This window comes from Streptomyces sp. AB3(2024) (genome assembly GCF_041862025.1).
In the GTDB taxonomy this organism is placed as follows: Bacteria; Actinomycetota; Actinomycetes; order Streptomycetales; family Streptomycetaceae; genus Streptomyces.
In genome coordinates, this window is record NZ_JBGWAB010000031.1 from 16,601 (window position 1) to 37,718 (window position 21,118).

Annotated in this window: 24 protein-coding genes and 1 tRNA gene; 13 read left to right on the top strand and 12 right to left on the bottom strand. The window is 73.8% G+C overall.

What is annotated here, in order from left to right; all coding sequences use genetic code 11:
- Nucleotides 1-12: 12 nt before the first annotated feature.
- Together ACEPPI_RS15360 and ACEPPI_RS15365 are read right to left on the bottom strand one after the other, a co-directional pair.
- Nucleotides 13-1,125 carry an acyl-CoA dehydrogenase family protein gene (locus tag ACEPPI_RS15360; protein ID WP_373915775.1) on the bottom strand — a complete coding sequence of 371 codons (1,113 nt, stop codon included), beginning with the start codon at nucleotides 1,123-1,125 and terminating at the stop codon, nucleotides 13-15.
- Complete coding sequence (locus ACEPPI_RS15365; protein WP_373915776.1) at nucleotides 1,122-2,750, bottom strand: FadD3 family acyl-CoA ligase; 1,629 nt, start codon at nucleotides 2,748-2,750, stop codon at nucleotides 1,122-1,124. Before ACEPPI_RS15365 ends, ACEPPI_RS15360 begins: the two co-directional genes overlap by 4 nt.
- A 99-nt stretch (nucleotides 2,751-2,849) precedes the next feature.
- On the opposite strand from ACEPPI_RS15365, the gene ACEPPI_RS15370 reads away from it, so the two are divergent.
- The gene (locus ACEPPI_RS15370) at nucleotides 2,850-3,410 is read left to right on the top strand and encodes a flavin reductase family protein (RefSeq protein ID WP_373915777.1); all 561 of its coding nucleotides are present in this window, start codon (nucleotides 2,850-2,852) and stop codon (nucleotides 3,408-3,410) included.
- Here ACEPPI_RS15370 and ACEPPI_RS15375 read toward each other — a convergent pair.
- Complete coding sequence (locus ACEPPI_RS15375) at nucleotides 3,317-3,916, bottom strand: PadR family transcriptional regulator (RefSeq protein WP_373915778.1); 600 nt, start codon at nucleotides 3,914-3,916, stop codon at nucleotides 3,317-3,319. The genes ACEPPI_RS15370 and ACEPPI_RS15375 overlap by 94 nt on opposite strands.
- A gap of 122 nt (nucleotides 3,917-4,038) precedes the next feature.
- On the opposite strand from ACEPPI_RS15375, the gene ACEPPI_RS15380 reads away from it, so the two are divergent.
- From ACEPPI_RS15380 to ACEPPI_RS15390, 3 genes are read left to right on the top strand one after another with little or no spacing between them, the layout of a single operon-like run.
- Nucleotides 4,039-5,166 carry an LLM class flavin-dependent oxidoreductase gene (locus tag ACEPPI_RS15380; protein WP_373915779.1) on the top strand — a complete coding sequence of 376 codons (1,128 nt, stop codon included), beginning with the start codon at nucleotides 4,039-4,041 and terminating at the stop codon, nucleotides 5,164-5,166.
- Between the two features lie 3 nt (nucleotides 5,167-5,169).
- On the top strand, nucleotides 5,170-5,898 hold the full coding sequence (locus ACEPPI_RS15385; RefSeq protein WP_373915780.1) for an SDR family NAD(P)-dependent oxidoreductase: 729 nt from the start codon (nucleotides 5,170-5,172) through the stop codon (nucleotides 5,896-5,898).
- Nucleotides 5,895-6,776, top strand: a complete 882-nt coding sequence (locus tag ACEPPI_RS15390; protein ID WP_373915781.1) for an alpha/beta hydrolase — start codon at nucleotides 5,895-5,897, stop codon at nucleotides 6,774-6,776. The genes ACEPPI_RS15385 and ACEPPI_RS15390 overlap by 4 nt, the downstream gene beginning before the upstream one ends.
- An 11-nt stretch (nucleotides 6,777-6,787) precedes the next feature.
- Here the strand turns inward: ACEPPI_RS15390 and ACEPPI_RS15395 are convergent.
- Nucleotides 6,788-6,862 (bottom strand) — tRNA-Cys (locus tag ACEPPI_RS15395).
- 65 nt (nucleotides 6,863-6,927) lie between these two features.
- Between ACEPPI_RS15395 and ACEPPI_RS15400 the strand changes: the two genes are divergently transcribed.
- On the top strand, nucleotides 6,928-7,260 hold the full coding sequence (locus ACEPPI_RS15400; RefSeq protein ID WP_373915783.1) for a hypothetical protein: 333 nt from the start codon (nucleotides 6,928-6,930) through the stop codon (nucleotides 7,258-7,260).
- Between the two features lie 29 nt (nucleotides 7,261-7,289).
- Here ACEPPI_RS15400 and ACEPPI_RS15405 read toward each other — a convergent pair whose 3' ends face one another.
- The 4 genes from ACEPPI_RS15405 to ACEPPI_RS15420 form a co-directional block, all read right to left on the bottom strand.
- Nucleotides 7,290-7,775 (bottom strand): CAP domain-containing protein, encoded by a 486-nt coding sequence (locus tag ACEPPI_RS15405; RefSeq protein WP_373915784.1) that lies wholly within the window; start codon nucleotides 7,773-7,775, stop codon nucleotides 7,290-7,292.
- A 314-nt stretch (nucleotides 7,776-8,089) separates the two neighbouring features.
- A complete protein-coding gene (locus ACEPPI_RS15410) occupies nucleotides 8,090-9,058 on the bottom strand; it encodes an endonuclease/exonuclease/phosphatase family protein (RefSeq protein WP_373915785.1) in 969 nt (322 codons plus the stop codon).
- Between the two features lie 15 nt (nucleotides 9,059-9,073).
- Complete coding sequence (locus tag ACEPPI_RS15415; protein ID WP_373915786.1) at nucleotides 9,074-9,424, bottom strand: CorA family divalent cation transporter; 351 nt, start codon at nucleotides 9,422-9,424, stop codon at nucleotides 9,074-9,076.
- A 34-nt stretch (nucleotides 9,425-9,458) separates the two neighbouring features.
- Nucleotides 9,459-9,812, bottom strand: coding sequence for a CorA family divalent cation transporter (locus ACEPPI_RS15420; protein ID WP_373915787.1), 354 nt, complete (start codon nucleotides 9,810-9,812; stop codon nucleotides 9,459-9,461).
- A gap of 524 nt (nucleotides 9,813-10,336) precedes the next feature.
- Between ACEPPI_RS15420 and ACEPPI_RS15425 the strand changes: the two genes are divergently transcribed.
- Together ACEPPI_RS15425 and ACEPPI_RS15430 are read left to right on the top strand one after the other, a co-directional pair.
- Entirely contained in the window at nucleotides 10,337-11,071 is a 735-nt protein-coding gene (locus ACEPPI_RS15425) for a class I SAM-dependent methyltransferase (protein ID WP_373915788.1), read from the top strand.
- Entirely contained in the window at nucleotides 11,071-11,436 is a 366-nt protein-coding gene (locus ACEPPI_RS15430; protein ID WP_373915789.1) for a YrdB family protein, read from the top strand. The genes ACEPPI_RS15425 and ACEPPI_RS15430 overlap by 1 nt, the downstream gene beginning before the upstream one ends.
- Here ACEPPI_RS15430 and ACEPPI_RS15435 read toward each other — a convergent pair.
- From ACEPPI_RS15435 to ACEPPI_RS15445, 3 genes are read right to left on the bottom strand one after another with little or no spacing between them, the layout of a single operon-like run.
- Complete coding sequence (locus ACEPPI_RS15435; RefSeq protein ID WP_373915790.1) at nucleotides 11,418-12,407, bottom strand: acyl-CoA dehydrogenase family protein; 990 nt, start codon at nucleotides 12,405-12,407, stop codon at nucleotides 11,418-11,420. The genes ACEPPI_RS15430 and ACEPPI_RS15435 overlap by 19 nt on opposite strands.
- The gene (locus tag ACEPPI_RS15440; protein ID WP_373915791.1) at nucleotides 12,407-13,552 is read right to left on the bottom strand and encodes an acyl-CoA dehydrogenase family protein; all 1,146 of its coding nucleotides are present in this window, start codon (nucleotides 13,550-13,552) and stop codon (nucleotides 12,407-12,409) included. The genes ACEPPI_RS15435 and ACEPPI_RS15440 overlap by 1 nt, the downstream gene beginning before the upstream one ends.
- Complete coding sequence (locus tag ACEPPI_RS15445; protein ID WP_373915792.1) at nucleotides 13,552-14,403, bottom strand: enoyl-CoA hydratase; 852 nt, start codon at nucleotides 14,401-14,403, stop codon at nucleotides 13,552-13,554. Before ACEPPI_RS15445 ends, ACEPPI_RS15440 begins: the two co-directional genes overlap by 1 nt.
- 46 nt (nucleotides 14,404-14,449) lie before the next feature.
- Here ACEPPI_RS15445 and ACEPPI_RS15450 point away from each other — a divergent pair, with 46 nt between their 5' ends.
- The 4 genes from ACEPPI_RS15450 to ACEPPI_RS15465 are packed head-to-tail and all read left to right on the top strand — an operon-like array spanning nucleotide 14,450 to nucleotide 18,183.
- Nucleotides 14,450-15,598, top strand: coding sequence for an acyl-CoA dehydrogenase family protein (locus ACEPPI_RS15450; protein ID WP_373915793.1), 1,149 nt, complete (start codon nucleotides 14,450-14,452; stop codon nucleotides 15,596-15,598).
- Nucleotides 15,595-16,377, top strand: coding sequence for an SDR family oxidoreductase (locus tag ACEPPI_RS15455; protein ID WP_373915794.1), 783 nt, complete (start codon nucleotides 15,595-15,597; stop codon nucleotides 16,375-16,377). Before ACEPPI_RS15450 ends, ACEPPI_RS15455 begins: the two co-directional genes overlap by 4 nt.
- Before the next feature lie 15 nt (nucleotides 16,378-16,392).
- Nucleotides 16,393-17,007 carry a TetR/AcrR family transcriptional regulator gene (locus ACEPPI_RS15460; protein ID WP_030228252.1) on the top strand — a complete coding sequence of 205 codons (615 nt, stop codon included), beginning with the start codon at nucleotides 16,393-16,395 and terminating at the stop codon, nucleotides 17,005-17,007.
- 18 nt (nucleotides 17,008-17,025) lie between these two features.
- Nucleotides 17,026-18,183, top strand: coding sequence for an acetyl-CoA C-acetyltransferase (locus ACEPPI_RS15465; RefSeq protein ID WP_356214172.1), 1,158 nt, complete (start codon nucleotides 17,026-17,028; stop codon nucleotides 18,181-18,183).
- Nucleotides 18,184-18,241: 58 nt separating this feature from the next.
- On the opposite strand, the gene ACEPPI_RS15470 is transcribed toward ACEPPI_RS15465, so the two are convergent.
- Entirely contained in the window at nucleotides 18,242-18,880 is a 639-nt protein-coding gene (locus tag ACEPPI_RS15470) for an SIMPL domain-containing protein (protein ID WP_373915795.1), read from the bottom strand.
- Nucleotides 18,881-19,090: 210 nt separating this feature from the next.
- Here ACEPPI_RS15470 and ACEPPI_RS15475 point away from each other — a divergent pair, with 210 nt between their 5' ends.
- Nucleotides 19,091-19,294 carry a cold-shock protein gene (locus ACEPPI_RS15475; RefSeq protein ID WP_007263537.1) on the top strand — a complete coding sequence of 68 codons (204 nt, stop codon included), beginning with the start codon at nucleotides 19,091-19,093 and terminating at the stop codon, nucleotides 19,292-19,294.
- A gap of 104 nt (nucleotides 19,295-19,398) precedes the next feature.
- Nucleotides 19,399-21,078, top strand: coding sequence for a DEAD/DEAH box helicase (locus ACEPPI_RS15480; RefSeq protein ID WP_373915796.1), 1,680 nt, complete (start codon nucleotides 19,399-19,401; stop codon nucleotides 21,076-21,078).
- The last annotated feature ends 40 nt before the right edge of the window (nucleotides 21,079-21,118 follow it).

Sequence of the window (21,118 nt, forward strand, 5' to 3'; positions counted from 1 at the left end):
CCCGAGGGTACGTCAGCGGGCCGGGGCGTACCCCAGGTGTGCGGCCAGCCGTTCCCGGTGGGCGGCGGGCGGGCCGAAGAGCTGCGCCGAGCCGTGGGCGCGTTTGAAGAAGGTGTGCGCCTCGTGCTCCCAGGTGATGCCGATCCCGCCGTGCAGCTGGATCATCTCGCCCGCGACGTACGCGTACGCCTCGGAGCAGGCCGACTTGGCGGCGGCGGCCAGCTGCGGCGCGGCGTCGGAGGCGGCCGCGGCGCGGGCGAGCGCGCGGGCCGTCTGCACGGCGGTGTACAGGTCGGCGAGCCGGTGCTTGACGGCCTGGAAGGAGCCGATGGGGCGGCCGAACTGGGTACGTTCCTTCGCGTGGCGGACCGTCACCTCCAGGGCCCGTCCGGCGGCCCCAGCCTGTTCGGCGGCGAGCGCGGTGCAGGCCAGGTCACGGACCCGGGCGAGGACGGCCCCGCCGTCGGGGGAGAGCAGCCGGGCCGGCGTCCGGTCGAGGGACAGGACGGCCAGCGGGCGGGTCGGGTCCATGGTGGACCGTACGGCGAACCCATCCGGCGGGCCGTCGAGTTCGAACAGGCCGAGGCGGCCGGTGTTCCGGGACCGGGCGAAGGCCAGCAGCGGGCCGGGCCGCCCGGGGCCGGCCAGGACGTAGCGCTTGGTGCCGGTGAGCAGCCAGCCGGATCCGGCGGGCTCGGCCCGGGTGACGAGGTCCCCGTCCTCCCACCCGCCCCTCCCGGTCCCGGCCGCGGTCCCGGAGCCGTCGTCCGGGCCCTCCGCCCAGGCGAGCGCCCCCACCGCCGACCCGTCCGCCAGCCCCGGCAGGTGCCGCGCGCAGGCCTCCCGGTCCCCGGACGCGAGCAGCACCTGCACGGTCAGCACCGCCGAGCCCAGGTACGGCACGGGGCTCAGCGCCCGGCCCAGCTCCGCCATCACCACCCCGGTCTCGGCGGGCCCGCAGCCCAGCCCGCCGTACTCCGGGGGGACCGCCAGCGCGGCCACGCCCACCTGCTCCGTCAGCGGGCCCCAGGCCGCGTGGCCGGGGTGCCGGGCGAGCACCGCCCTGACGGCGTCGCGCAGTTCGTCCTGTTCCGGGGTGGTCCCCAGGTCCGGGCCGCCGCTCATGCCGACTCCCCCCGGGCCGCGCGGCGCAGCCGTTCCTTCAGCAGCTTGCCGCCCGCGTTGCGCGGGAGTTCCCCGACCACCGTGAACCGCCGGGGCACCTTGAAGTTGGCCAGCCGCTCCCGGGCCCAGGCGGTCAGTTCCCCGGCGGTGACCGGGGCGCTGGTGACCAGGTAGGCGACGCCCACCTCGCCGAGCCGTTCGTCGGGGGCCCCGACCACGGCGGCGTCCACCACCGCGGGGTGGGTCACCAGCACGTTCTCGACCTCCGCCGGGTAGGCGTTGAACCCGCCGACCACGTACATGTCCTTGAGCCGGTCGGTGATGGCGAGGTAGCCGCGGCCGTCCAGCACGCCGACGTCCCCGGTGCGCAGCCAGCCGCCGGGCAGGATCGCGTCGGCGGTGGCCGCCGGGTCGTCCAGGTAGCCGGGGGTGACGTGGTAGCCGCGGACCTGCACCTCGCCGGGTTCCCCGGCGGGCAGCACCGCGCCCAGCGGGCCGGTGATCCGCACCTCGGTGCCGGGCAGGGGCGGGCCGACGGTGCGGGCGAGCGTGTCGGCGTCGGCGTCGGTGGGGCAGACGGAGACGACCCCGCCGCACTCGGTCAGTCCGTAGGCGGTGAACACGTCGGGCGCGCCCAGTCCGCCGCGGATCTCCTCGACGAGGGAGGCGGGTACGGAGGCGGCGCCGGTGCCGGCCAGCCGCAGCGCGGAGAGGTCGTGGGCGCCGCGGTCCGGGTGGCGCAGCAGGCCGTGGAAGACGGTGGGCGGCCCCATCAGGCAGGTGACCCGTTCCTCGGCCATGCGCCGCAGGATGCGGTCCGTGTCGTACCGGGCCTCGGGGAGCATCGTGACCCCGCGCAGCAGGCAGGCGAGCACGCCGGCCTTGTAGCCGAAGGTGTGGAAGAACGGGTTGACCAGCAGGTACCGGTCGCCCGGGCGCAGGGTGACCAGCTCCGACCAGGAGGCGTAGAGCCGCAGGGTCCGGGCGTGGGTGCTCGTGACCCCCTTGGAGCGGCCCGTGGTGCCGGAGGTGTAGAGGACGTCGCAGATGTCGTCGGGGCGGACGCGGTCGGCGCGGTCGGCGCGCTCCGCCTCGGACACGGACCGTCCGGCGCTCAGGTACGCCTCCCAGGACTCCTCCCCGTGTCCGCCGCGCAGGATCACGGTGGAGGCCAGGGCTCCGAGGTCCTCTCCGGAGGCGTGCAGGTCGCGGGCGTAGTCGGTGCCGAGGAAGCCGCGCTCGGTGAACAGCACGCGGGCTCCGCTGCGGCGGATGACGTCGGCGGCCTCGGCGGGCTTGTAGCGGGTGTTGACCGGGACGAGCACGGCGCCCGCGCCGACCGCGCCCAGGGCGGCGGTGACCCACCGGTGGCCGTTCGGGGCCCAGAGGGCCACCCGGTCGCCGGGGCGGATGCCGTGGGCGATGGCGGCGCGGGCGGAGGAGGCGATCTCGGCGGCCAGTTCGGCGAAGGTCCAGCGGACCTCTCCGTCGGCGAGCGCCTCACGGTCGCCGTACGCGGCGGCGGCGTACGCGGGGAGCAGGGCGAGGGTGGCGGGCGGCGCCGGTGGGGGAGCCAACGGCGGCCGGGGCGGGGGCACTTGCGGGGTCTGGCGGGGGCTGGTCACGAACCCTCCCTACTTGACGAGCGAGCGTGGGCGGTATCCAATCACAGCTGTTTCGGTTAGGCATATACCTAGTAGGAATAACTTCCCCGGAGGTTTCCCGTGTCGACCCACACCCCTGCCCCCGCCGACCTGAAGTCGGTCCTGTCGGGCTTCTGCACCGGCGTCGCCGTCATCACGGCGCGCGGGAGCGACGGCCGCCCCGTCGGGATGGCCGTGCAGTCCTTCTCTTCCGTCTCCCTGGACCCGCCGCTGGTCTGCTTCTGTCCGGCCCGCACCTCCACCACCTGGCCGGGGATCCGGGCCGCGGGCGCCTTCGCCGTCAACGTCCTGGCGGCCGACCAGCTGGAGCTGTGCCGCCGCTTCGCCGTGACGGGCGGCGACAAGTTCGCCGGCGTCCCCTGGCGCGCGGGCGCGGCCGGGGCGCCGCTGCTCGACGGGGTGCTCGCCACCGTCGAGTGCGTCCTGGAGGACGTGCTGGACGGCGGCGACCACGCCATCGCGCTCGGCCGCGTCACCGCCGCGGCGGTGCACCGTGACGGCGCGCCGCTGCTCTACTTCCGGCGCGCCTACGGGCGGGTGCCGGACTCCGGTGCCGGGGCCGGGGCGAGCGCCTCGATGTCCGCGAGCATGGCGGCGGCCAGGTCGCGCTCGGAGGCGTAGTACCGCTCCGCCCACTTGAGGGTGAGCGTGGGGTAGGCCCATGCGGCCTCGTCCTGGGCGCCCTCCACGTCCGCCACCGCGCGGCGGCGCATCCGTTCCGCGAACTCCTGGTGCTGGAGCAGGACGTCACGCATCTGCTCCGGCTCCAGCAGGTGGCCCAGCCACAGCCGCAGCATCGGCCCGTGCTTGAGGACCGGGGGGTCGACCGGCGCCTCGCGCGCCCATTCCCGTACGGCGGCCATGCCCTCGTCGGTGATCCGGTACACGCGCTTGTCGCGGGTGCCGGTGTCCTGGGCGACCATCCGCGAGGAGGCGTAGCCGGCTTTCTCCAGCCGCTTGAGCTCGCTGTAGATCTGGCTGAAGGACGGGCTCCAGTAGAAGAAGCGCAGCGACCAGTCCGACCACTTCTTCAGGTCGTAGCCCGACAGCTCCTCACCGAAGGAGAGCAGGCCGAGCACCGCCCAGCTGGTCGCCGGGAGCGTGCGCGCGTTCGTCTCGTCTGCCACGCAGCGCAGTCTATGGCCGGTCCCCGCGATGCCCTTCCCCCTGCACGGTATGACTGCTAGAAGTATTCCTAATAGAAATACCTGCCCGTACCCGCCCCACAGCTGGATGGAGGGACCGCACCGTGAAGTTCTCGATGATCTTCGAGGCGCAGCTCGTCGACCCCACCCCCGAACGCGAACGCCAGGTCATCCACGACTGCGTCGAACAGGCCGTGTTCGCCGAGGAGATGGGCTTCGACCGGATCTGGGCCGTGGAACACCACTCCCTGACCCGGTACGCGCACATGAGTGCCTCCGAGATCTTCCTGACCTGGGTCGCCGCCCGGACGCGGAAGATCCGTATCGGCCACGGCGTGGTCACCATGCCCTTCGCCTACCAGCACCCGGTGCGCGTCGCCGAGCGGGCCGCCATGCTCGACGTGCTCTCCGGCGGCCGCGTCGACATCGGCGCCGGGCGAGGGGCCACCCGCCAGGAGATGTCCATGTACGGGGTGAACCCCGAGGACACCTATCCGCAGATGGAGGAGGCGCTGCGGATCTTCTCCGCCGCCTGGCGGGAGCCGGAGTTCGAATGGCACGGGTCGCTCGACATCGGCCCCGGCGCGGTCCTGCCCCGCCCGGTGCAGGACCCGCACCCGCCCCTGTTCATGGCCTGCTCCAAGCACGACACCCTCAAGCTCGCCGCCGAACTGGGCATCGGAGCGCTGGTGATGGGCTTCGCCGGCGCCGATGACGTCCGCGCCATGCGCAAGGTCTACGACGAGGCCATCGCCACCCGCACCGGCGAGCGCCTCGTCTCGGACCGGGTCAACGACCACCTTTCCGCCCTCTGCCCCACGATCGTCCTCGACGACGCCGAGCGCGCGCTGCGCCTGGGCACGCGCGGGCAGCGCTTCTTCGCCGAGTCCATCGCCCACTGGTACGGCAACGCGCCCGCCCCGACGGGCTACGCCGAGGACGAGGACCACGTGGGCGCCCTCGACCGGGGCCGCGAGGAGCTCGTCGCCCGGCTGCACGAGGCGAACATCCCCGCCCGCCCGGTCGACACCGGCACCTACAACGCCGACCACGCCTACGGCAGCGCCGGGACGGCCATCGCCTACGTCGAGCAGCTGCGCGAGATCGGCGTCGACGAGGTCATGTGCCTGATCCAGATGGGCACCGTCCCGCAGGAGGCCTGCATGGAGACCATCCGCCAGTGGGGCGAGAAGGTCATACCGCACTTCCGCGCCCTGGAACTGGAGGGCTGAGCCGTGATCTCCCTCGACGGGAAGGTCGTCGTGATCACCGGCGCCGGGCGCGGCCAGGGCGCCGAGGAGGCCCGGCTGTGCGCGGAGGCCGGAGCGCGGGTCGTCGTCACCGACGTCCGCGAGGAGGAGGTACGGGCGGTCGCCGCCGCGCTGGGGGACCGCGCGCTCCCCGTACGGCACGACGTGGCCGACGCGGACGGTTGGGCGCGGGTGGTGCGGGAGGCCGTGGCCGCCTTCGGGACCGTCTCGGCGCTCGTCAACAACGCCGCCCTGTGGCGCACCGCGCACGTGGAGGAGCAGAGCGCGCAGGGCTTCGAGGAACTGCTGCGGGTCAACCTGCTCGGGCCCTTCCTCGGCATCCAGGCCGTCGCGCCCGTGCTGCGGGCGGCCGGCGGCGGCTCGATCGTCAACATCTCCTCCACGGCGGGCCTGGTCGGCATACCGGGCAACGCGGCCTACGGGTCCACCAAGTTCGCCCTGCGCGGGCTGACCCGGTCCGCCGCGCTCGACCTGGCCGGGGACGGGATCCGGGTCAACTCCGTCCACCCGGGGGCCATCGACACCCCGATGGTGGCCGATGCGGTCGCCGGAAGGGACTGGTCGCACGTGCCGCTGGGCCGGATGGGGCGGCCCCGGGAGGTCGGGGAGCTGGTGCTGTTCCTGTGCTCGGACGCCTCCTCGTACGTGACGGGAACCGAGTTCGCGGTCGACGGGGGGATGACGGCCGGATGAGCGGGCGACTCTCCCCCGCCGCGCGGGGGCTGTGCGACGCGATGGCGGCGGCCTTCCCCGGACCCGGGGACGTGAACGCCCTGCGGGCGGCGGCCGTGCCCGGCCCGCCCGGACCCGAGGTCGCCTCGGTGCGCGACGCCGACGCGGGCGGGGTCCCGGTGCGGATCTACGACCCCGCGCCGGGAGCCGCCGGCCGGCCGCTCGCCGTGTACTTCCACGGCGGCGGCTGGGTGATGTGCGGGCTGGACACGCACGACGCCCTCTGCCGGAAGCTGGCCGCCGCCTCCGGGGCGGTGGTCGTCTCCGCCGACTACCGGCTGGCCCCCGAACACCCCTGGCCCGCCGCCTGCGACGACGCCCTCACCGTCCTGCTGTGGGCGCGGGCCGAAGCCGGGGCGCTGGGCTGCGACCCGGGGCGGGTGGTGGTCGCGGGGGACTCCAGCGGCGGCAACCTGGCCGCCGTCACCGCGCTGCGCGCACCCGGACTGGCAGCCGGGCAACTGCTGGCGTACCCGCCGCTGGACGCCTCGATGGGCTCCGCGTCGGTGACCACGTACGGCCGGGACCACTTCCACACCGCCGCGCACATGGCCTGGTACTGGGGCCGGTACGGGGGCGATCCCGCGCACCCGCACGTCTCGCCGCTGCGGGCCGGCCGGGAGGCGCTGGCCGCACTGCCGCGCACGCTGGTCCTCCTCGCCGACTGCGACCTGCTGCGGGACGAGGGGCTGGCGTACGCCCGCCGGCTGGGGGAGGCGGGGGCCGACTGCGAGGTCCGCCTCTACCCGGGGGTCTTCCACGGCTTCCTGGGCCTGCCGCTGCCGGCCGGACGGGCGGCGCTCGCGGGCGCGGCGGCCTGGCTGGCGGCGACGCCGTAGAGGGAAGAGGGGGCGGGGCGGCCGGATTCGAACCGGCGTGTTCCCCCTTGCAGGGGGGTGCAACGACCTCTGTACCACGACCCCGCCCTTGCGGTGGATCCCATGCGGGCCGGGGGCGGGCGCGCACCGGATTCCCCGGCATGATGTGTCCATGCCTGGCTTCCTCCTGCGCGCCTGCCTGCTCCTCGCCGTGGAGGCGGGCGCCGCCTTCCTGCTGCGCGACTCCGGAGCACCCTGGATCCCGGTCCTGCTCGGGGTGTTCGTCCTCGGCTCCGCCGTCCCCCAGGGCACGTCGGCGGAGTTCGCTGGACGCTTCCTCGTCGCCGCCGTGGCGGTGGGCGTGGCCCTGGCGGGTGCGGCGGCCTGGGCGGCGTACGAAGGGCCGGGGGCCGGGCCCGACCGGTGGGCCGCCCGGGCGGCCACCGCCGTCCTCCTCCTCTTCCAGACGGCCACCCTCATGCGCCTCTCCCTGCGCCGCGGATAGGCCGTCCGCGGCGCAGGGCGGGAACGGCGTCAGGACGGCGTCGCGAAGACCTGCACCGCGTAATTGCCGCTGACGCCGACACCGGTGTCGACGAACGCGCAGTTGATCATGGTGGCGTGGTGGCTCGCGCTGCCCGTCCACCAGTCCACGGCGGCCTCGGCGTCGGTGCTGCCGTTGAACATGTTCTCCCCGTACATGCGCGCCTCGTAGCCCGCGTCCTTGATCCGCTGTTGGGCGGAGGAGCCGTCGGAACCGGTGTGGGAGGTCAGGTTGTTCTTGGCGGCGTCGTCCGCGAAGGTCTGGGCGGCCTTGGCGAGTTGCGCGTTCTCCTTCAGGGCGGGGCAGCCGGCCTTGGCGCGCTCGGCGTTGACCAGCTGCAGGATCTCGCCCGGTGTGGCGGTCACGGCGGCGGGGGCGGCGGCGGTCGCGGCTCCGGCGGCGGCTCCGGCGAGTACCAGCAGGGGAGCCGCGCAGGCGGCGGCGCAGAGACGGCGTATTCGTGTGGTGGTCCGCATGGGAAGGGCCCTCCATCGGAAGGGGTCGGCGAGGAGCCCCCGGGACTCCGTGAGGTGCGCGAGGGCTCGGTGCGCCGGGGACGGTGAGGGGCGGCGGCGCCGCCCGGTCCGGTTCCGCCGGGGGCGGGCGCCACGGACACGACGGGCGGCCGTCGGGAGGATCCCCGGTGAGCGGCGGCCCCGTCGTGGAAGCGGCCGGACGTCCGCGTCGCTTCTTCCCGTCCACGGTACGTCCGCCGGATCCGGTCCACGAGTCCGGCGGGAGCGTATGGCCCCCGACGGCGACGGACCGGCCCGCGTGGGGCGGACCCCCGTCAGGCCGTGCGTCTCACCTCGGTGAGGACGGGCCGGTGGTCGCTGCCCAGGTCGGGCAGGACGCTGGCGGTGGTGGCCTCCAGGCCGCGCAGGAGCACGTGGTCGATCCGGACCACGGGGAAGGGGGCGGGCCAGGTGAACCCGAAGCCCTTGCCCGCGTGTTCCTGTGCGGGCTCCAGCTGCCGGGTGAGCGGGGCCAGGCCCCGGTCGTCCAGGCTGCCGTTGAGGTCGCCGAGCAGCATCATGCGGGGGGCCGGATCCCTGGCGATGCGGTCGGCCAAATGGGCAGCGGCCGCGTCGCGGGGCCCGATGGCGAAGCCCTCGGCCGCCCGGACCCGTACGGAGGGCAGGCGCACCGTGTAGACGGCGGTGTCCCCGCCGGGGGTGCCGGCGACGGCCCGGATCGCGTGTGGCCAGGGGCCGCCCAGATCCAGTGCCTCCACCTCGCGCAGCGGGTGGCGTGACCACAGGCCGAGGGTGTTGCGGGTGGTGTGGTGGGGGTACGCCGCGGCGAGTGCCTTCTCGTACGCGGGGACGGCCCCCAGGGGGACCTTCTCCAGGGCGACGAGATCGGCGCCGGTGGCGATCACCTCCCGGGCGACGGCCTCGGGGGTGGTGCGGGCCCCGCCGACGTTGAAGGACAGGGCCTTGAAGTCGCCGAGCCCCGCGCGGGGCGGCGCCGTCAGGGTGGGGACGAAGAGGTAGCACCAGGCCGCGAGGGGCACCAGGGCCGCCGCCATCCCCGCCCGTGTGCCACGCGCCGCCGCCCACAGGAGGAGGACCGCTATCGCGACGGCGAACCACGGCAGGGCCGTCTCGGCCAGACTGCCGAGGTTGCCCGGTCTGTTGGGCAGCAGCCGCGGGAAGAGCAGGGCCACGGCGAGGAGGAGCGAGGGGACGGCGATGCGTGCGGTGCGGCGGGGGCGGGGGCGGCCCCCCGCGCCGCCCCGCCCTGTGTTGCGGGTCATGGATCCTTGCTTCCGCTAGATGCAGCCCCTGCGCCGCAGGTGGGTGAAGATGGCGATCCCCGAGCCCGCGACCGCGGCGAGGAAGGCGGGCCAGGCCCAGACGAGCGCGGTCTCGGGCTGGTGGAAGTTGGCCGAGTAGATGCCGCCCAGCAGCGTGGGGATCATGAACACCACGAGCCACGAGCTCACCTTCCGGGCGACCCTGCTCCCCTCGTAGAGATCCACCGACTTCCGGTGGAGCAGTACCAATTCCTTCCGGTACCGGCGGACTCCCTGGAGGAATTCGCGCAGTTCTTCGTTCGAGTACGCGTCGAGGTCTTTCGGCGTGAGCCCGGCCGGGCCGTGGCGCATGGAATGGTCCGACATGTGATTGCCCTTCCTTCGGTCGGCGGCGGGCCGCCTACAGCCAGCCCTTGCGCTTGACCGCGAAGTAGGTGGCCAGTGCGGTGGACGCCAGCGCGGCGAGGAAAATCGGCCAGCCGTACTTGAACTGCAGCTCGGGCATGTGCTCGAAATTGGAGCCGTAGAGCGACGCCAGGGCGCCGGGTACGACGGCTATCGCCGTCCAGGCGCTCACCCTCCGGGTTTCCACGGTGACCTTCAGCTGGTCCTCGGTGATTTCCCGGATGTCTTCCATTTCCTGGTTCAGCCCGCGGATCTCCCTGTTGATCTCGCGGAGCAGATCCACCTTCTGGGCGTGCTCCTCCACCGTTTCGGCCGGCATGAGGGTGTTGTCGGGGGTTGTCGGCGTCATGTTGGTCATGGCATTCCTTCCGTCACGGCACGTCCCGGACGGCACTCGGTGCGCGCCCGTCATGATCCGGCGGATCGCGGACGTGATTCGGCGGTAGACGTCTGGTGAATGTGTTCGCTGAGAAATTCGGGGGACGCGGCGCATATCGACCCGCGCACCCCGGACACCGGCGGGCGTGCCGAGGCGCGCCGATGCGGTGTCGGATCGGGATAAGTCGGATGGAGATAAAGAGGCGCGACTAGCGCAGCGCGTCGAGCGGGATCGGTGGCGTATACGCCATGGGACTACTGCCAATAGGCACGCTGATCACCTCCCGCGAATCCGGACGCGGTTCGTCCCGCGCCTCCGACACCGTAAACGACGGGCAATGTGATTACAAAGTCGGGAAAATCGTGCATCACCCGATCCGTCATGGAAAGACCCCTGATCCGTACCCGGGAACCGGAACCCCGCACGGGCTCCGGCTGCTCGCGGGCGGGAGGAAAGGGCTGGTCAGGGGGAGGGGGATCGCAAACAATGGGCGCATGACGACACGCGCCCGTTCCTTCGACGCGGCCGCCGCGCTCTACGCGGCCCATCGCCCCGGGTATCCCGAAGCGCTGTACGACGCCGTCGAGGAGCTGTCCGGCCGGCCGCTCGCCGGGGCCCGGGTGGCCGACGTGGGGGCCGGGACCGGCCTCGGGACCGGACCGATGCGCCGGCGCGGGGCCGAGGTGGTCGCCGTCGAGCCCGGGGACGGGATGGCCGCGGAGTTCCGGCGGGCGCACCCGGGCATCCCGGTCGTCCGCGGCGACGGGGACCGACTGCCCCTGTCCACCGGCGCCTTCGACCTCGTCACGTACGCCCAGGCCTGGCACTGGACCGACCCCGCCCGCGCCGTCCCGGAGGCCCGCCGCGTCCTGCGGCCCGGCGGCGCGCTCGCCATCTGGTGGAACGACACAGACGAGTCCGTCCCCTGGGTCGCCGAACAGGGCGCGCGGATCCGCGCGTTCTTCGAGGCGGACGGCGACACCCGGTTCCGTACCCTCCCGCAGGGCATCGGCTCCGGATTCGCCACCCGCACCGTCGCCTGGTCGCGCCGGATCCCCCTCGACGCCCACCTCGCCAACCTCTCCAGCCACTCGGCCTTCCTGCTGCTCGGCGAGGCGGGCACCCGCGCGTTCATGGACGCCGAGCGCGCCCGGCTGGAGGGGCTCTTCCCGGACGGGACGGTGGAGGAGCCCTACACCGTCGCCCTGCACCTCGCCCGGAACCCGTGATGACGGCAGCCTCCGCGGCCCACCGCGCGTTCCGGCATGCCAACGAACTCCTCGCGTTCGTCCTGGAGGTCGCCGCCCTCCTCGCGCTCGCCATCTGGGGCTACGACTGGGGCGGCCGCCTCGTCGTCGGCGCGCTGATCGGGGCGGTGGTGGCGGGCGCCGCGGCCGCCCTGTGGGGGGCCTTCGCCGCGCCGCGCGCCCGCTACCGGGTCCCGCTGCCGGCCGTACTCGCGGTGAAGGCCGTCGTGTTCGGGTCCGCGGCCCTCGCCCTCCTCGGGCTGGGGATGCGCACGCAGGCCGCGTGGTTCGCCGGCCTGGTGCTGGTGAACACCGTGGTGGTGACGTACTACCGCTCCCGGGACTGAAGCACCTGCGCCCGGCACTGGGCGGGCGTGCCCCAGGCGTCCCGCAGCGGCCGGGCCTTGCGCAGCCACAGCGACAGGTCCAGCTCCTCGGTGTAGCCGACGGCCCCGTGCAGCTGCAGCGCGGTCAGCGCGGCCGCGTACGCCGCCCCGCCCGCGGTGAGCTTCGCCGCCGCGACCTCGCCCGGCTCCAGGGACAGCGCCGCCGCCCACAGCAGCGGCCGGGTGAACTCCAGGCCCAGCAGGGTGTCCGCCAGCCGGTGCCTGACCGCCTGGAAGGAGCCGATCGGCGTCCCGAACTGGGTGCGCTGCTTCACGTATTCGACGGTCCGCCCGAGCAGAGCCTCGCCGACGCCCAGGCACTGGGCCGCCGTCAGCAGCCGCGCCCACCGCAGGGCCGCCTCCGCGGCGGCCGTGACGGCCGGGCCCGCCGCGAGGAGTTCCCCGCCGTCCGCCGGGGCCCCGAGCCTGCGGGCCGGGTCGAGGGAGGCCAGCGGGGCGACGGTGGTACCGGCCGGGGCCAGGCGCAGTTCCCCCGCCGCCGAGACGGTGAAGTGCCAGGTGGCCGCGTCCGCGTCCAGGGCGTACGGGGAGCCGCCCGGCAGGGTCAGCGTGGCCGGGGCCGTACCCGCCGCCAGCCCCGGGAGGAAGCGTTTCGCCAGTGCCTCGTCCCCCAGGCGGGCCAGCAGCGCCGAGACCGCCGCGCTCTCCACGGCCGGCCCCGGGACGCCGGCCCGGCCCAGCTCCACGAAGCCGAGGGCCAGTTCCACCGGGAGCGGGCCCAGCCCCTCGTACGCCTCCGGCACGGCCAGCGCGAACAGCCCCGTGTCCGCGAGCCGCGACCACAGGGCGAGCCCCCGTCCGTGGTCCCCGGCGGCCCAGGCCCGTACGGCCGCGGGCACCTCGGCGGCGCCGAGCAGGGAGCGCAGCGTACGGGTGAAGTCGTCCTGTTCGGGGGTCGGCAGGAATCGCATCAGCGGCGGCCCTTCGGGAGGCCGAGCAGCCGCTCGGCGATGATGTCGCGCTGGATCTCGTTGGTGCCCGCGTAGATCGGCCCGGCCAGGGAGAAGACCCACGGCTCGGCCCACTCGCCGTCCGCCAGCTCGGCCTCCGGGCCCAGCAGGTCCAGGGCCGTCTCGTGCAGGGCCATGTCGTACTCGGACCAGAACACCTTGTTCAGGCTGGACTCGGCGCCGATCGCGGTGCCCGCCGCGAAGCGGGAGGCGCCGGCCCGGGTGAACAGCTCGTAGGCGCGCGCGCCGACCACCGCGTCCGCGACCCGGTCGCGCAGGGCCGTGTCCGCCGGGTCGCCCCGCTCCCGCCACAGGGCCAGGAGCCGGTCGGCGGCGGCCAGGAACCGGCCTGGGGAGCGCAGGGTCAGCCCGCGCTCGTTGCCCGTCGTCGCCATCGCGATCCGCCAGCCCTGGCCCGGCTCCCCGATCACGTCCTCGTCGGGTACGAAGACCCGGTCGAGGAAGAGTTCGGCGAAGGCGGGCTTGCCGTCGAGCCGGCCGATGGGCCGCACCGTCACCCCCGGCTCCCGCAGGCCGAACATCAGGTACGTGAGCCCCCGGTGGGGCCGGTCCGCACCGGGATCCGTGCGGAAGATGCCGAAGGCCCGGTCCGCGAACGCGGCCCGCGAGGACCAGGTCTTCTGCCCCGACAGCAGCCAGCCGCCCTCCGTGCGCTCGGCCCGGGACCTCAGCGAGGCCAGGTCGGAGCCCGACTCCGGCTCGGACCAGGCCTGCGCCCAGATCACCTCGCCGCTCGCCATGGAGGGCAGCACCCGGGCCCGCTGGGCGGGGCTCGCGTGGTCGAAGAGGGTCGGGGCGAGGAGGTTGATGCCGTTCTGCGAGACCCGGCCCGGCGCGCCCGCCGCCCAGTACTCCTCCTCGAAGACCAGCCACCGTTCGAGGTCCACGCCCCGGCCGCCGTACTCCTCGGGCCAGGACACCACCGACCAGCGGTCCGCGGCCATCCGCGCCTCCCACTCCCGGTGGGCCTCGAAGCCCTGCGCGGTCTCCAGCGAGGGGAGGGGCCGCCGCGGTACGTGTGCGGTCAGCCAGGCCCGCGCCTCGGCCCGGAAGGCCGCCACCTCCGCCGTCTCGGTCAGGTCCATCAGCCGTTCGCCTCCTTCATGGCGGCCACGTCCATGCCGCCGAGCGAGTCCGCCGCCGTCTCGGCGTTGTGGGCGTGCGCCAGGTGGTGCAGTCCGAAGACCGAGTCCATGCCGCCGTGCATCCCCTGGAGGTCCTCGGCCTGGTTGACGGCCCGTTTGGTCAGGGCCAGCCCGAAGGGGGGCATCTCGGCGATCCGCAGGGCCAGCCGGGCGGTCTCGGCGGCCAGTTCGGCCGGGGCCACGACCCGGTTGACCATCCCGACCTCGTACGCCCGCCGGGCGGGCATCCGGTCGCCGGTGTAGAGGAACTCCTTCGCGATCCGCGGGGGCATCGCCCACGGGTGCGCGAAGTACTCGACCCCGGGGATGCCCATCCGCACCACCGGATCCGCGAAGAAGGCGTCCTCGCTCGCCACGATCAGGTCGCACACCCAGGCCAGCATCAGGCCGCCCGCCACGCAGGCCCCCCGCACGGAGGCGATCACCGGCTTGGGCAGTTCCCGCCAGCGCCGGCACATCCCCAGGTAGACCTCCGACTCCCGGGCGAAGCGGGACTCGGCGCCCGGCCGGGCCGAGTGGTCCCACCACAGGCCGGCCCGCCGTTCGAAGGGCAGGTGCGCGTCGCGCTGCGGGGTGCCGATGTCGTGGCCCGCGGAGAAGTGTTCCCCGGCCCCGGCCAGCACCACCACCTTCACCCCCGGGTCGTCGGAGGCCCGGTAGAAGGCGTCGTCCAGGGCGTAGGTCATCGCGCTGTTCTGCGCGTTGCGGTAGCGGGGGCGGTTCATCGTCACGTACGCGACGGGGCCGCGCCGCTCGTACAGCACCGGTGTGGCGTCGGTGGCGTCGGGCATGCGGACATCCTTCCCTAACAAGTGTTTGGTAGGTTAACGTACGGCCATGAGCAGCGTCGAGGAGTTCCGCACCGGGGTTCGGAGTTGGCTACGGGCCCACCTCACCGGTGAGTTCGCCGCCCTCAAGGGCCGCGGCGGACCGGGCCGCGAACACGAGGCGTTCGCCGAACGCCTCGCCTGGGAACGCCACATGGCCGCCCACGGCTGGACCTGCCTCGGCTGGCCCGAGCGCTACGGGGGCCGCGGCGCGAGCACCGAGGAGCAGATCGCCTTCCACGAGGAGTACGCCCTCGCCGACGCCCCCGCCCGCGTGGGCCACATCGGCGAACAGCTCCTCGGCCCCACCCTCATCGCCCACGGCACCGAGGAGCAGAAGGCCCGTTTCCTCCCGGCCATCCGGGAGGTGCGCGAGCTGTGGTGCCAGGGCTACAGCGAGCCCGACGCCGGCTCCGACCTCGCAGGCGTCCGCACCCGCGCCCGGCTGCACGAGGGGGAGTGGGTGGTGGACGGCCAGAAGATCTGGACCTCCCTCGCCCACGAGTCCCAGTGGTGCTTCGTCCTCGCCCGCACCACCCCCGGCTCCCGGCGCCACGCCGGCCTGTCCTACCTCCTGGTCCCCCTGGACCGGCCCGGAATCGAGATCCGGCCCATCGTCCAGCTCACCGGCACCTCCGAGTTCAACGAGGTCTTCTTCGACGGCGCCCGCACCGACGCCGCCCACGTCGTCGGCGCACCCGGCGACGGCTGGGCCGTCGCCATGGCCACCCTCGGCTACGAGCGCGGCGTCTCCACCCTCGGCCAGCAGGTCGGCTTCCGCCGCGAACTGGAGAACCTCGCCGCACTGGCCGCACGCAACGGCGCCCTCGCCGACCCCCTGGTCCGCGACCGCCTCGTCCGCGCCTGGATCGGCCTGGAGACCATGCGCGCCACCGCCCTGAGCCCCGGCACCGCACCCTCCCTGGCCAAGCTGTACTGGGCCCGCTGGCACCGCGACCTCGGCGAACTCGCCATGGACGTGCGCGGCGCCGCCTCCCTCCTCGCGGCCGGAGCGCACGGGGACCCGTACGACCTCGACGACTGGCAGAGGCTCTTCCTCTTCTCCCGCGCCGACACGATCTACGCGGGCTCCGACGAGATCCAGCGCACCATCGTCGCCGAGCGGATCCTCGGCCTTCCCAAGGAGGCACGGACATGACCGCGCCCGCGTACGTCCCCGCCCACGACCTGCTGGCGGGCCGCACCGCCGTCATCACCGCCGCCGCCGGGGCCGGCATCGGCGGCGCCACCGCCCGCCGCTTCCTGGAGGAGGGCGCCCGCATCCTCATCGGCGACGCCCACGCCCGCCGGCTGAAGGAGACCGAGCAGGCCCTCGCCGCCGAGTTCGGCGCGGACCGCGTCTCCTCCCTGCCCTGCGACGTCACCGACGAGGACCAGGTCCAGGCCCTCTTCGCCCGCGCCGAGGAGCTCCACGGCGGCCTCGACGTCATCGTCAACAACGCCGGGCTCGGCGGCACCGCCGACCTCGTCGACATGACCGACGAACAATGGTCCCGCGTCCTCGACGTCACCCTGAACGGCACCTTCCGCTGCACCCGCGCCGCCCTGCGCTCCCTCAAGGCCGCCGGCCGCGGCGGGGTCGTCGTCAACAACGCCTCCGTCATCGGCTGGCGCGCACAGACCGGCCAGGCCCACTACGCCGCCGCCAAGGCCGGGGTGATGGCCCTGACCCGCTGCGCGGCGCTGGAGGCCGCGGGCTTCGGCGTACGGGTCAACGCGGTCGCGCCCAGCCTGGCCATGCACCCCCACCTGGTGAAGGTCACCAGCGAGGAGCTGCTCACCGAACTCACCGCCCGCGAGGCCTTCGGCCGGTACGCCGAGCCCTGGGAGATCGCCAACGTCATCGTCTTCCTGGCCTGCGGATACTCGTCCTACATGACGGGCGAGACGGTCTCGGTCAGCAGCCAGCACGCGTAGCCGCAGAATGGGCCCGTGCCAACGAACAAGAAGAAGCCGCAGGTGACGGCCTCACCCGAGCGCCGACGCGAACTCCTCGACACCGCAGCCGAGGTCTTCGCGGCCCAGGGCTACAACGCGACCACCGTCCGCAAGATCGCCGACGCCGCCGGGATGCTCGCCGGCAGCCTCTACTACCACTTCGATTCCAAGGAATCGATGCTCGACGAGATCCTCTCGGCCTTCCTGAACGAGCTGTGGGCGGGCTACGACACCGTCCTGGCCGCCGGCCTCGGCCCCAGGGAGACCATCGAGGCCCTCGTCACCGAGTCCTTCCGGGAGATCGACCGGCACCGTGCCGCCGTCGCCATCTACCAGAAGGAAGCGCGGACCCTGTCCGCCCAGCCCCGCTTCCACTACCTCTCCGACTCGCAGGTCAAGTTCGAGAAGGCGTGGCTCGGCACGCTGGAGCGCGGGGTCGCCGCCCGGGTCTTCCGGGCCGACCTCGACATCCGCCTCACCTACCGCTTCGTCCGCGACACGGTGTGGGTCGCCGCCTCCTGGTACCGGCCCGGCGGACAGCACAGCCCCGAGGAGATCGCCCGCCAGTACCTGTCGATGGTGCTGGACGGGATCGCCGTACGCACGTAAACCACCGGAGGAGTCCCGATGCCCGAGGCCTACATAGTCGACGCCGTACGCACCCCCGTGGGCCGAAGGGGCGGCGGCCTGTCCGCCGTGCACCCCGCCGACCTCGGCGCCCACGTCCTGAAGGCGCTGGTCGAGCGGACCGGGATCGACCCGGCCGCCGTCGAGGACGTGGTCTTCGGCTGCCTCGACACCGTCGGCCCGCAGGCCGGTGACATCGCGCGCACCGCCTGGCTGGCGGCCGGACTGCCCGAGGAGGTGCCGGGCGTCACCGTCGACCGCCAGTGCGGCTCCTCCCAGCAGGCCGTCCACTTCGCGGCGCAGGGCGTCCTGTCCGGCACCCAGGACCTGGTGGTCGCGGGCGGCACCCAGAACATGTCGATGATCCCCATCGCCTTCGCCTCCCGGCAGGCCGCCGAACCCCTGGGATTCACCGAGGGCCCCTACGCGGGATCGGCGGGCTGGCGCGCCCGCTACGGGGACGCCCCCGTCAACCAGTTCCACGGGGCGCAGCTGATCGCCGAGAAGTGGGGGATCTCCCGGCGCGACATGGAGGAGTTCGCCCTGCGCTCCCACCGGCGGGCCCTGCGGGCCATCGACGAGGGCCGCTTCGAGCGCGAGACCGTCGCCTACGGGGACGTGCGCGTGGACGAGGGCCCGCGCCGGGACACCAGCCTGGAGAAGATGGCCGGCCTGCGGCCCGTCGTCGAGGGCGGCACCATCACCGCGGCCGTCTCCTCCCAGGTCTCCGACGGGGCGGCGGCGATGCTGATCGCCTCCGAGCGGGCGGTCGCCGAACACGGCCTCACCCCCCGGGCCCGCGTCCATCACCTGTCCGTCCGCGGCGAGGACCCGATCCGGATGCTGTCGGCCCCGATCCCCGCGACCGCGCACGCCCTGAAGAAGACGGGCCTGACCCTCTCCGACATCGACCTGGTGGAGATCAACGAGGCCTTCGCCCCGGTGGTCCTGGCCTGGCTGAAGGAGACGGGAGCCGACCCCGACCGGGTGAACGTCAACGGCGGCGCCATCGCCCTGGGCCACCCGCTGGGCGCGACGGGCGTCAAGCTGATGACCACCCTCCTGCACGAACTGGAGCGCACGGGCGGCCGCTTCGGCCTCCAGACCATGTGCGAGGGCGGCGGCCAGGCCAACGTCACCATCATCGAACGCCTCTGACGCCCGCCAGGGGCCGGGAACCGGGGGGCCGGGGCCGTGAGGCCCGGGCCCGCCCCCGCTACGGCAGCAGCGCGAACCCGAGCAGCACGGCCGCCTCGACCCGGACCGATCCCGGGGCGAGCGCCCCGTCGTACTCCGGGTCCCCGCCCGTACGCCGCCCGTGACTGTGCCCGCCCACCGATTCCGGGTCCACGTCCTGGATGTGGATCACGGCACCCAGCCGGACCCCGCAGGCCTCGGCGTAGACCCCGGCCTTGCGGCGGGCGGCCGCGACGGCCTGCCGCCGCGCCTCGTCGCGCATCGCGGGCTTGTCCTCCACCTCGAAGCGCACGTCGTCGACCCGGTTCACGCCCGCGGTGACCAGGTCGTCGACCAGCACTTCGAGCCCGTCGAGGGTGTGTGTCCGCACCGTGTACGTCGCCTCGCAGCCGTACCCCTTGAAGACCCGGTCCACGCCGTAGCCGGAGTGCTGCGACGTCAGGCGCAGCCGGGAGCCGGAGACGTCGGCGTCCGGTATGCCGTGCTCCCGCAGGGCGGCGCGCAGCTGCGTCACCACCCTGGCCGCCTCGGCGTAGGACTCCTTCGGCGTCGCCGCGAGGGCGTCCACCGCCAGGTCGATCTCGGCGAAACGGGGTTCCGCGGTCACACTGCCCGCGCCGAGCACACTGAGCCCCCAGGGCTCCCTGATCGCTGTCATGCGCGCAGTGAACCAAGATCCGCCCGCCGTCGCCAGAAGGTTCCGCGGCGACGGAGGCGCTCCCCCGGCGAGGTGTGCTAGCTTTGAGGCGTTGCAGTTGTGGTACCCATGAACTTTATGTGCGCCTGACGGGAATGCTCCGACAGGCGCTTTAATTGTTTTTACCGGAATCTCCGGATGGGGCCCTTGCCGCCTATTCAGGAGATTCAAATGGCTAACGGTACCGTGAAGTGGTTCAACTCGGAAAAGGGCTTCGGCTTCATCGAGCAGGACGGTGGCGGCCCGGACGTCTTCGCCCACTACTCGAACATCGCCACCCAGGGCTTCCGTGAGCTCACCGAGGGTCAGCGCGTGACCTTCGACGTCACGCAGGGCCAGAAGGGCCCCCAGGCGGAGAACATCCTCCCCGCCTAAGTTCTTCAGCATGCCGGGGTCCGCGCCGCGAGGTGCGGGCCCCGGCTTGTCTGCTGTTTCGACCGCTGTTTCGCACCTGCCGGTTTCAGGAGGGCTTTTTCCGCATGACCAGCTCCAGCTCCGCACGACCCAGCCGCCGCCCCACCCGGGGCCGAGGTGCGGCCCAGGGACGTCCGAAGGCTGGCGCGGGGCGGCAGAAGTCCGCCCCCGTTGCCCGGCCGCAAGAATTCACCATGCCCGAACCGCTGACCCCGGCCCTCCCGCCGGTGGCCGCGTTCGAGGACATGGGCATGCCCGAGGCGCTGCTGAAGACCCTCGCCGCCCAGGGTGTGACCGAGCCGTTCCCCATCCAGGCCGCCACGCTGCCGAACTCCCTCGTCGGCCGTGACCTGCTCGGCCGCGGCCGCACCGGCTCCGGCAAGACGCTGGCCTTCGGCCTGGCCCTGCTCTCCCGCACCGCCGGCCGCCGCGCGCAGCCGAAGGCGCCGCTCGCGCTGGTCCTCGTACCGACCCGCGAGCTCGCGCAGCAGGTCACCGACGCCCTGGCCCCCTACGCCACGGCCGTCAACCTGCGCATCGCCACCGTCGTCGGCGGCATGTCGATCAACCGGCAGTCCGGCGCCCTGCGCCGCGGCGCCGAGGTGCTCGTCGCCACCCCCGGCCGCCTCAAGGACCTCATCGACCGAGGCGACGCCGACCTCTCCCAGGTCGCCGTCACGGTCCTCGACGAGGCCGACCAGATGACCGACATGGGCTTCATGCCGCAGGTCACCGCCCTGCTCAAGCAGGTCGAGCCCGGCGGCCAGACCATGCTGTTCTCGGCGACCCTCGACAAGAACATCGACAAGCTCGTCAAGATGTTCCTCACCGACCCGGTGGCCTTCTCCGTCGACCCGTCCGCCGGCGCGGTCAGCACGATGGAGCACCACGTCCTGTACGTCATGGACGAGACCGACAAGAAGGCAGTGGCCACCCGCATAGCCGCACGCGACGGCCGGGTGATCATGTTCGTCGACACCAAGCGCGGCGTGGACCGCATGGTCAAGAAGCTGCTGGCCGACGGCGTCCGCGCCTCCGGCCTGCACGGTGGACGCTCGCAGCCGCAGCGCAACCGCACCCTCGACTGGTTCAAGACGGGCGAGGTCACCGCGCTGGTCGCCACCAACGTGGCCGCGCGCGGCATCCACATCGACGACCTCGACCTCGTCGTCAACGTGGACCCGCCCACCGACCACAAGGACTACCTGCACCGCGGCGGCCGTACCGCCCGCGCCGGCGAGTCCGGCAGCGTCGTCACCCTGGTCCTGCCCGACCAGAAGCGCGACATGACCCGCCTGATGTCGGACGCCGGGATCACCCCGCGCACCGCGCAGATCAAGTCCTCCGACGAGGAGCTGTCCCGCCTGACCGGCGCCCGGGAGCCCTCGGGCATCCCCGTGGTGCTGGAGGTGCCGGTCGCGACCCCGCCGAAGCAGCGCTCCGGCTCCGGCTCGGGCTCCGCGCGCCGCCGCTCCGGCGGTCCGCGCACCGGCTCCGCCACGGGCGGCGCCCCCGCGTCCGGCGGCCGCGGGCCCCGCACCGGCTCCGGCGCGTCCGGGCAGGCCCCCTCCGCCGGTTCCGAGCGGTCCCGCCGCGGCCAGGGCGGCCAGGGCTCCGGCTCGACCGCCGGCTCCGCCGGTCAGGGCCGCCGTACCTCCGGTGGTTCCTCCGGCGGCGGCGCGGCCGCGGCCTCCGCGCGCAGCCGCGTCGGCACCGGCGGCCAGGGCCGCCGCCGGGCGGTCTGACCCGCAGCGACACCAGAAGGAGCCGGGAGGTGCGTCACGC

What these genes read in the sequence shown, in the direction of transcription:
- ACEPPI_RS15405 (WP_373915784.1), bottom strand. Translation starts at nt 7,775, where the DNA reads ATGCGGACCACCACACGAATACGCCGTCTCTGCGCCGCCGCCTGCGCG.
- ACEPPI_RS15410 (WP_373915785.1), bottom strand. Translation starts at nt 9,058, where the DNA reads ATGACCCGCAACACAGGGCGGGGCGGCGCGGGGGGCCGCCCCCGCCCC.
- ACEPPI_RS15480 (WP_373915796.1), top strand. Translation starts at nt 19,399, where the DNA reads ATGACCAGCTCCAGCTCCGCACGACCCAGCCGCCGCCCCACCCGGGGC.
- ACEPPI_RS15475 (WP_007263537.1), top strand. Translation starts at nt 19,091, where the DNA reads ATGGCTAACGGTACCGTGAAGTGGTTCAACTCGGAAAAGGGCTTCGGC.
- ACEPPI_RS15435 (WP_373915790.1), bottom strand. Translation starts at nt 12,407, where the DNA reads ATGCGATTCCTGCCGACCCCCGAACAGGACGACTTCACCCGTACGCTG.
- ACEPPI_RS15420 (WP_373915787.1), bottom strand. Translation starts at nt 9,812, where the DNA reads ATGACGCCGACAACCCCCGACAACACCCTCATGCCGGCCGAAACGGTG.
- ACEPPI_RS15360 (WP_373915775.1), bottom strand. Translation starts at nt 1,125, where the DNA reads ATGAGCGGCGGCCCGGACCTGGGGACCACCCCGGAACAGGACGAACTG.
- ACEPPI_RS15450 (WP_373915793.1), top strand. Translation starts at nt 14,450, where the DNA reads ATGAGCAGCGTCGAGGAGTTCCGCACCGGGGTTCGGAGTTGGCTACGG.
- ACEPPI_RS15470 (WP_373915795.1), bottom strand. Translation starts at nt 18,880, where the DNA reads ATGACAGCGATCAGGGAGCCCTGGGGGCTCAGTGTGCTCGGCGCGGGC.
- ACEPPI_RS15445 (WP_373915792.1), bottom strand. Translation starts at nt 14,403, where the DNA reads ATGCCCGACGCCACCGACGCCACACCGGTGCTGTACGAGCGGCGCGGC.
- ACEPPI_RS15430 (WP_373915789.1), top strand. Translation starts at nt 11,071, where the DNA reads ATGACGGCAGCCTCCGCGGCCCACCGCGCGTTCCGGCATGCCAACGAA.
- ACEPPI_RS15455 (WP_373915794.1), top strand. Translation starts at nt 15,595, where the DNA reads ATGACCGCGCCCGCGTACGTCCCCGCCCACGACCTGCTGGCGGGCCGC.
- ACEPPI_RS15425 (WP_373915788.1), top strand. Translation starts at nt 10,337, where the DNA reads ATGACGACACGCGCCCGTTCCTTCGACGCGGCCGCCGCGCTCTACGCG.
- ACEPPI_RS15390 (WP_373915781.1), top strand. Translation starts at nt 5,895, where the DNA reads ATGAGCGGGCGACTCTCCCCCGCCGCGCGGGGGCTGTGCGACGCGATG.
- ACEPPI_RS15440 (WP_373915791.1), bottom strand. Translation starts at nt 13,552, where the DNA reads ATGGACCTGACCGAGACGGCGGAGGTGGCGGCCTTCCGGGCCGAGGCG.
- ACEPPI_RS15415 (WP_373915786.1), bottom strand. Translation starts at nt 9,424, where the DNA reads ATGTCGGACCATTCCATGCGCCACGGCCCGGCCGGGCTCACGCCGAAA.
- ACEPPI_RS15465 (WP_356214172.1), top strand. Translation starts at nt 17,026, where the DNA reads ATGCCCGAGGCCTACATAGTCGACGCCGTACGCACCCCCGTGGGCCGA.
- ACEPPI_RS15400 (WP_373915783.1), top strand. Translation starts at nt 6,928, where the DNA reads ATGCCTGGCTTCCTCCTGCGCGCCTGCCTGCTCCTCGCCGTGGAGGCG.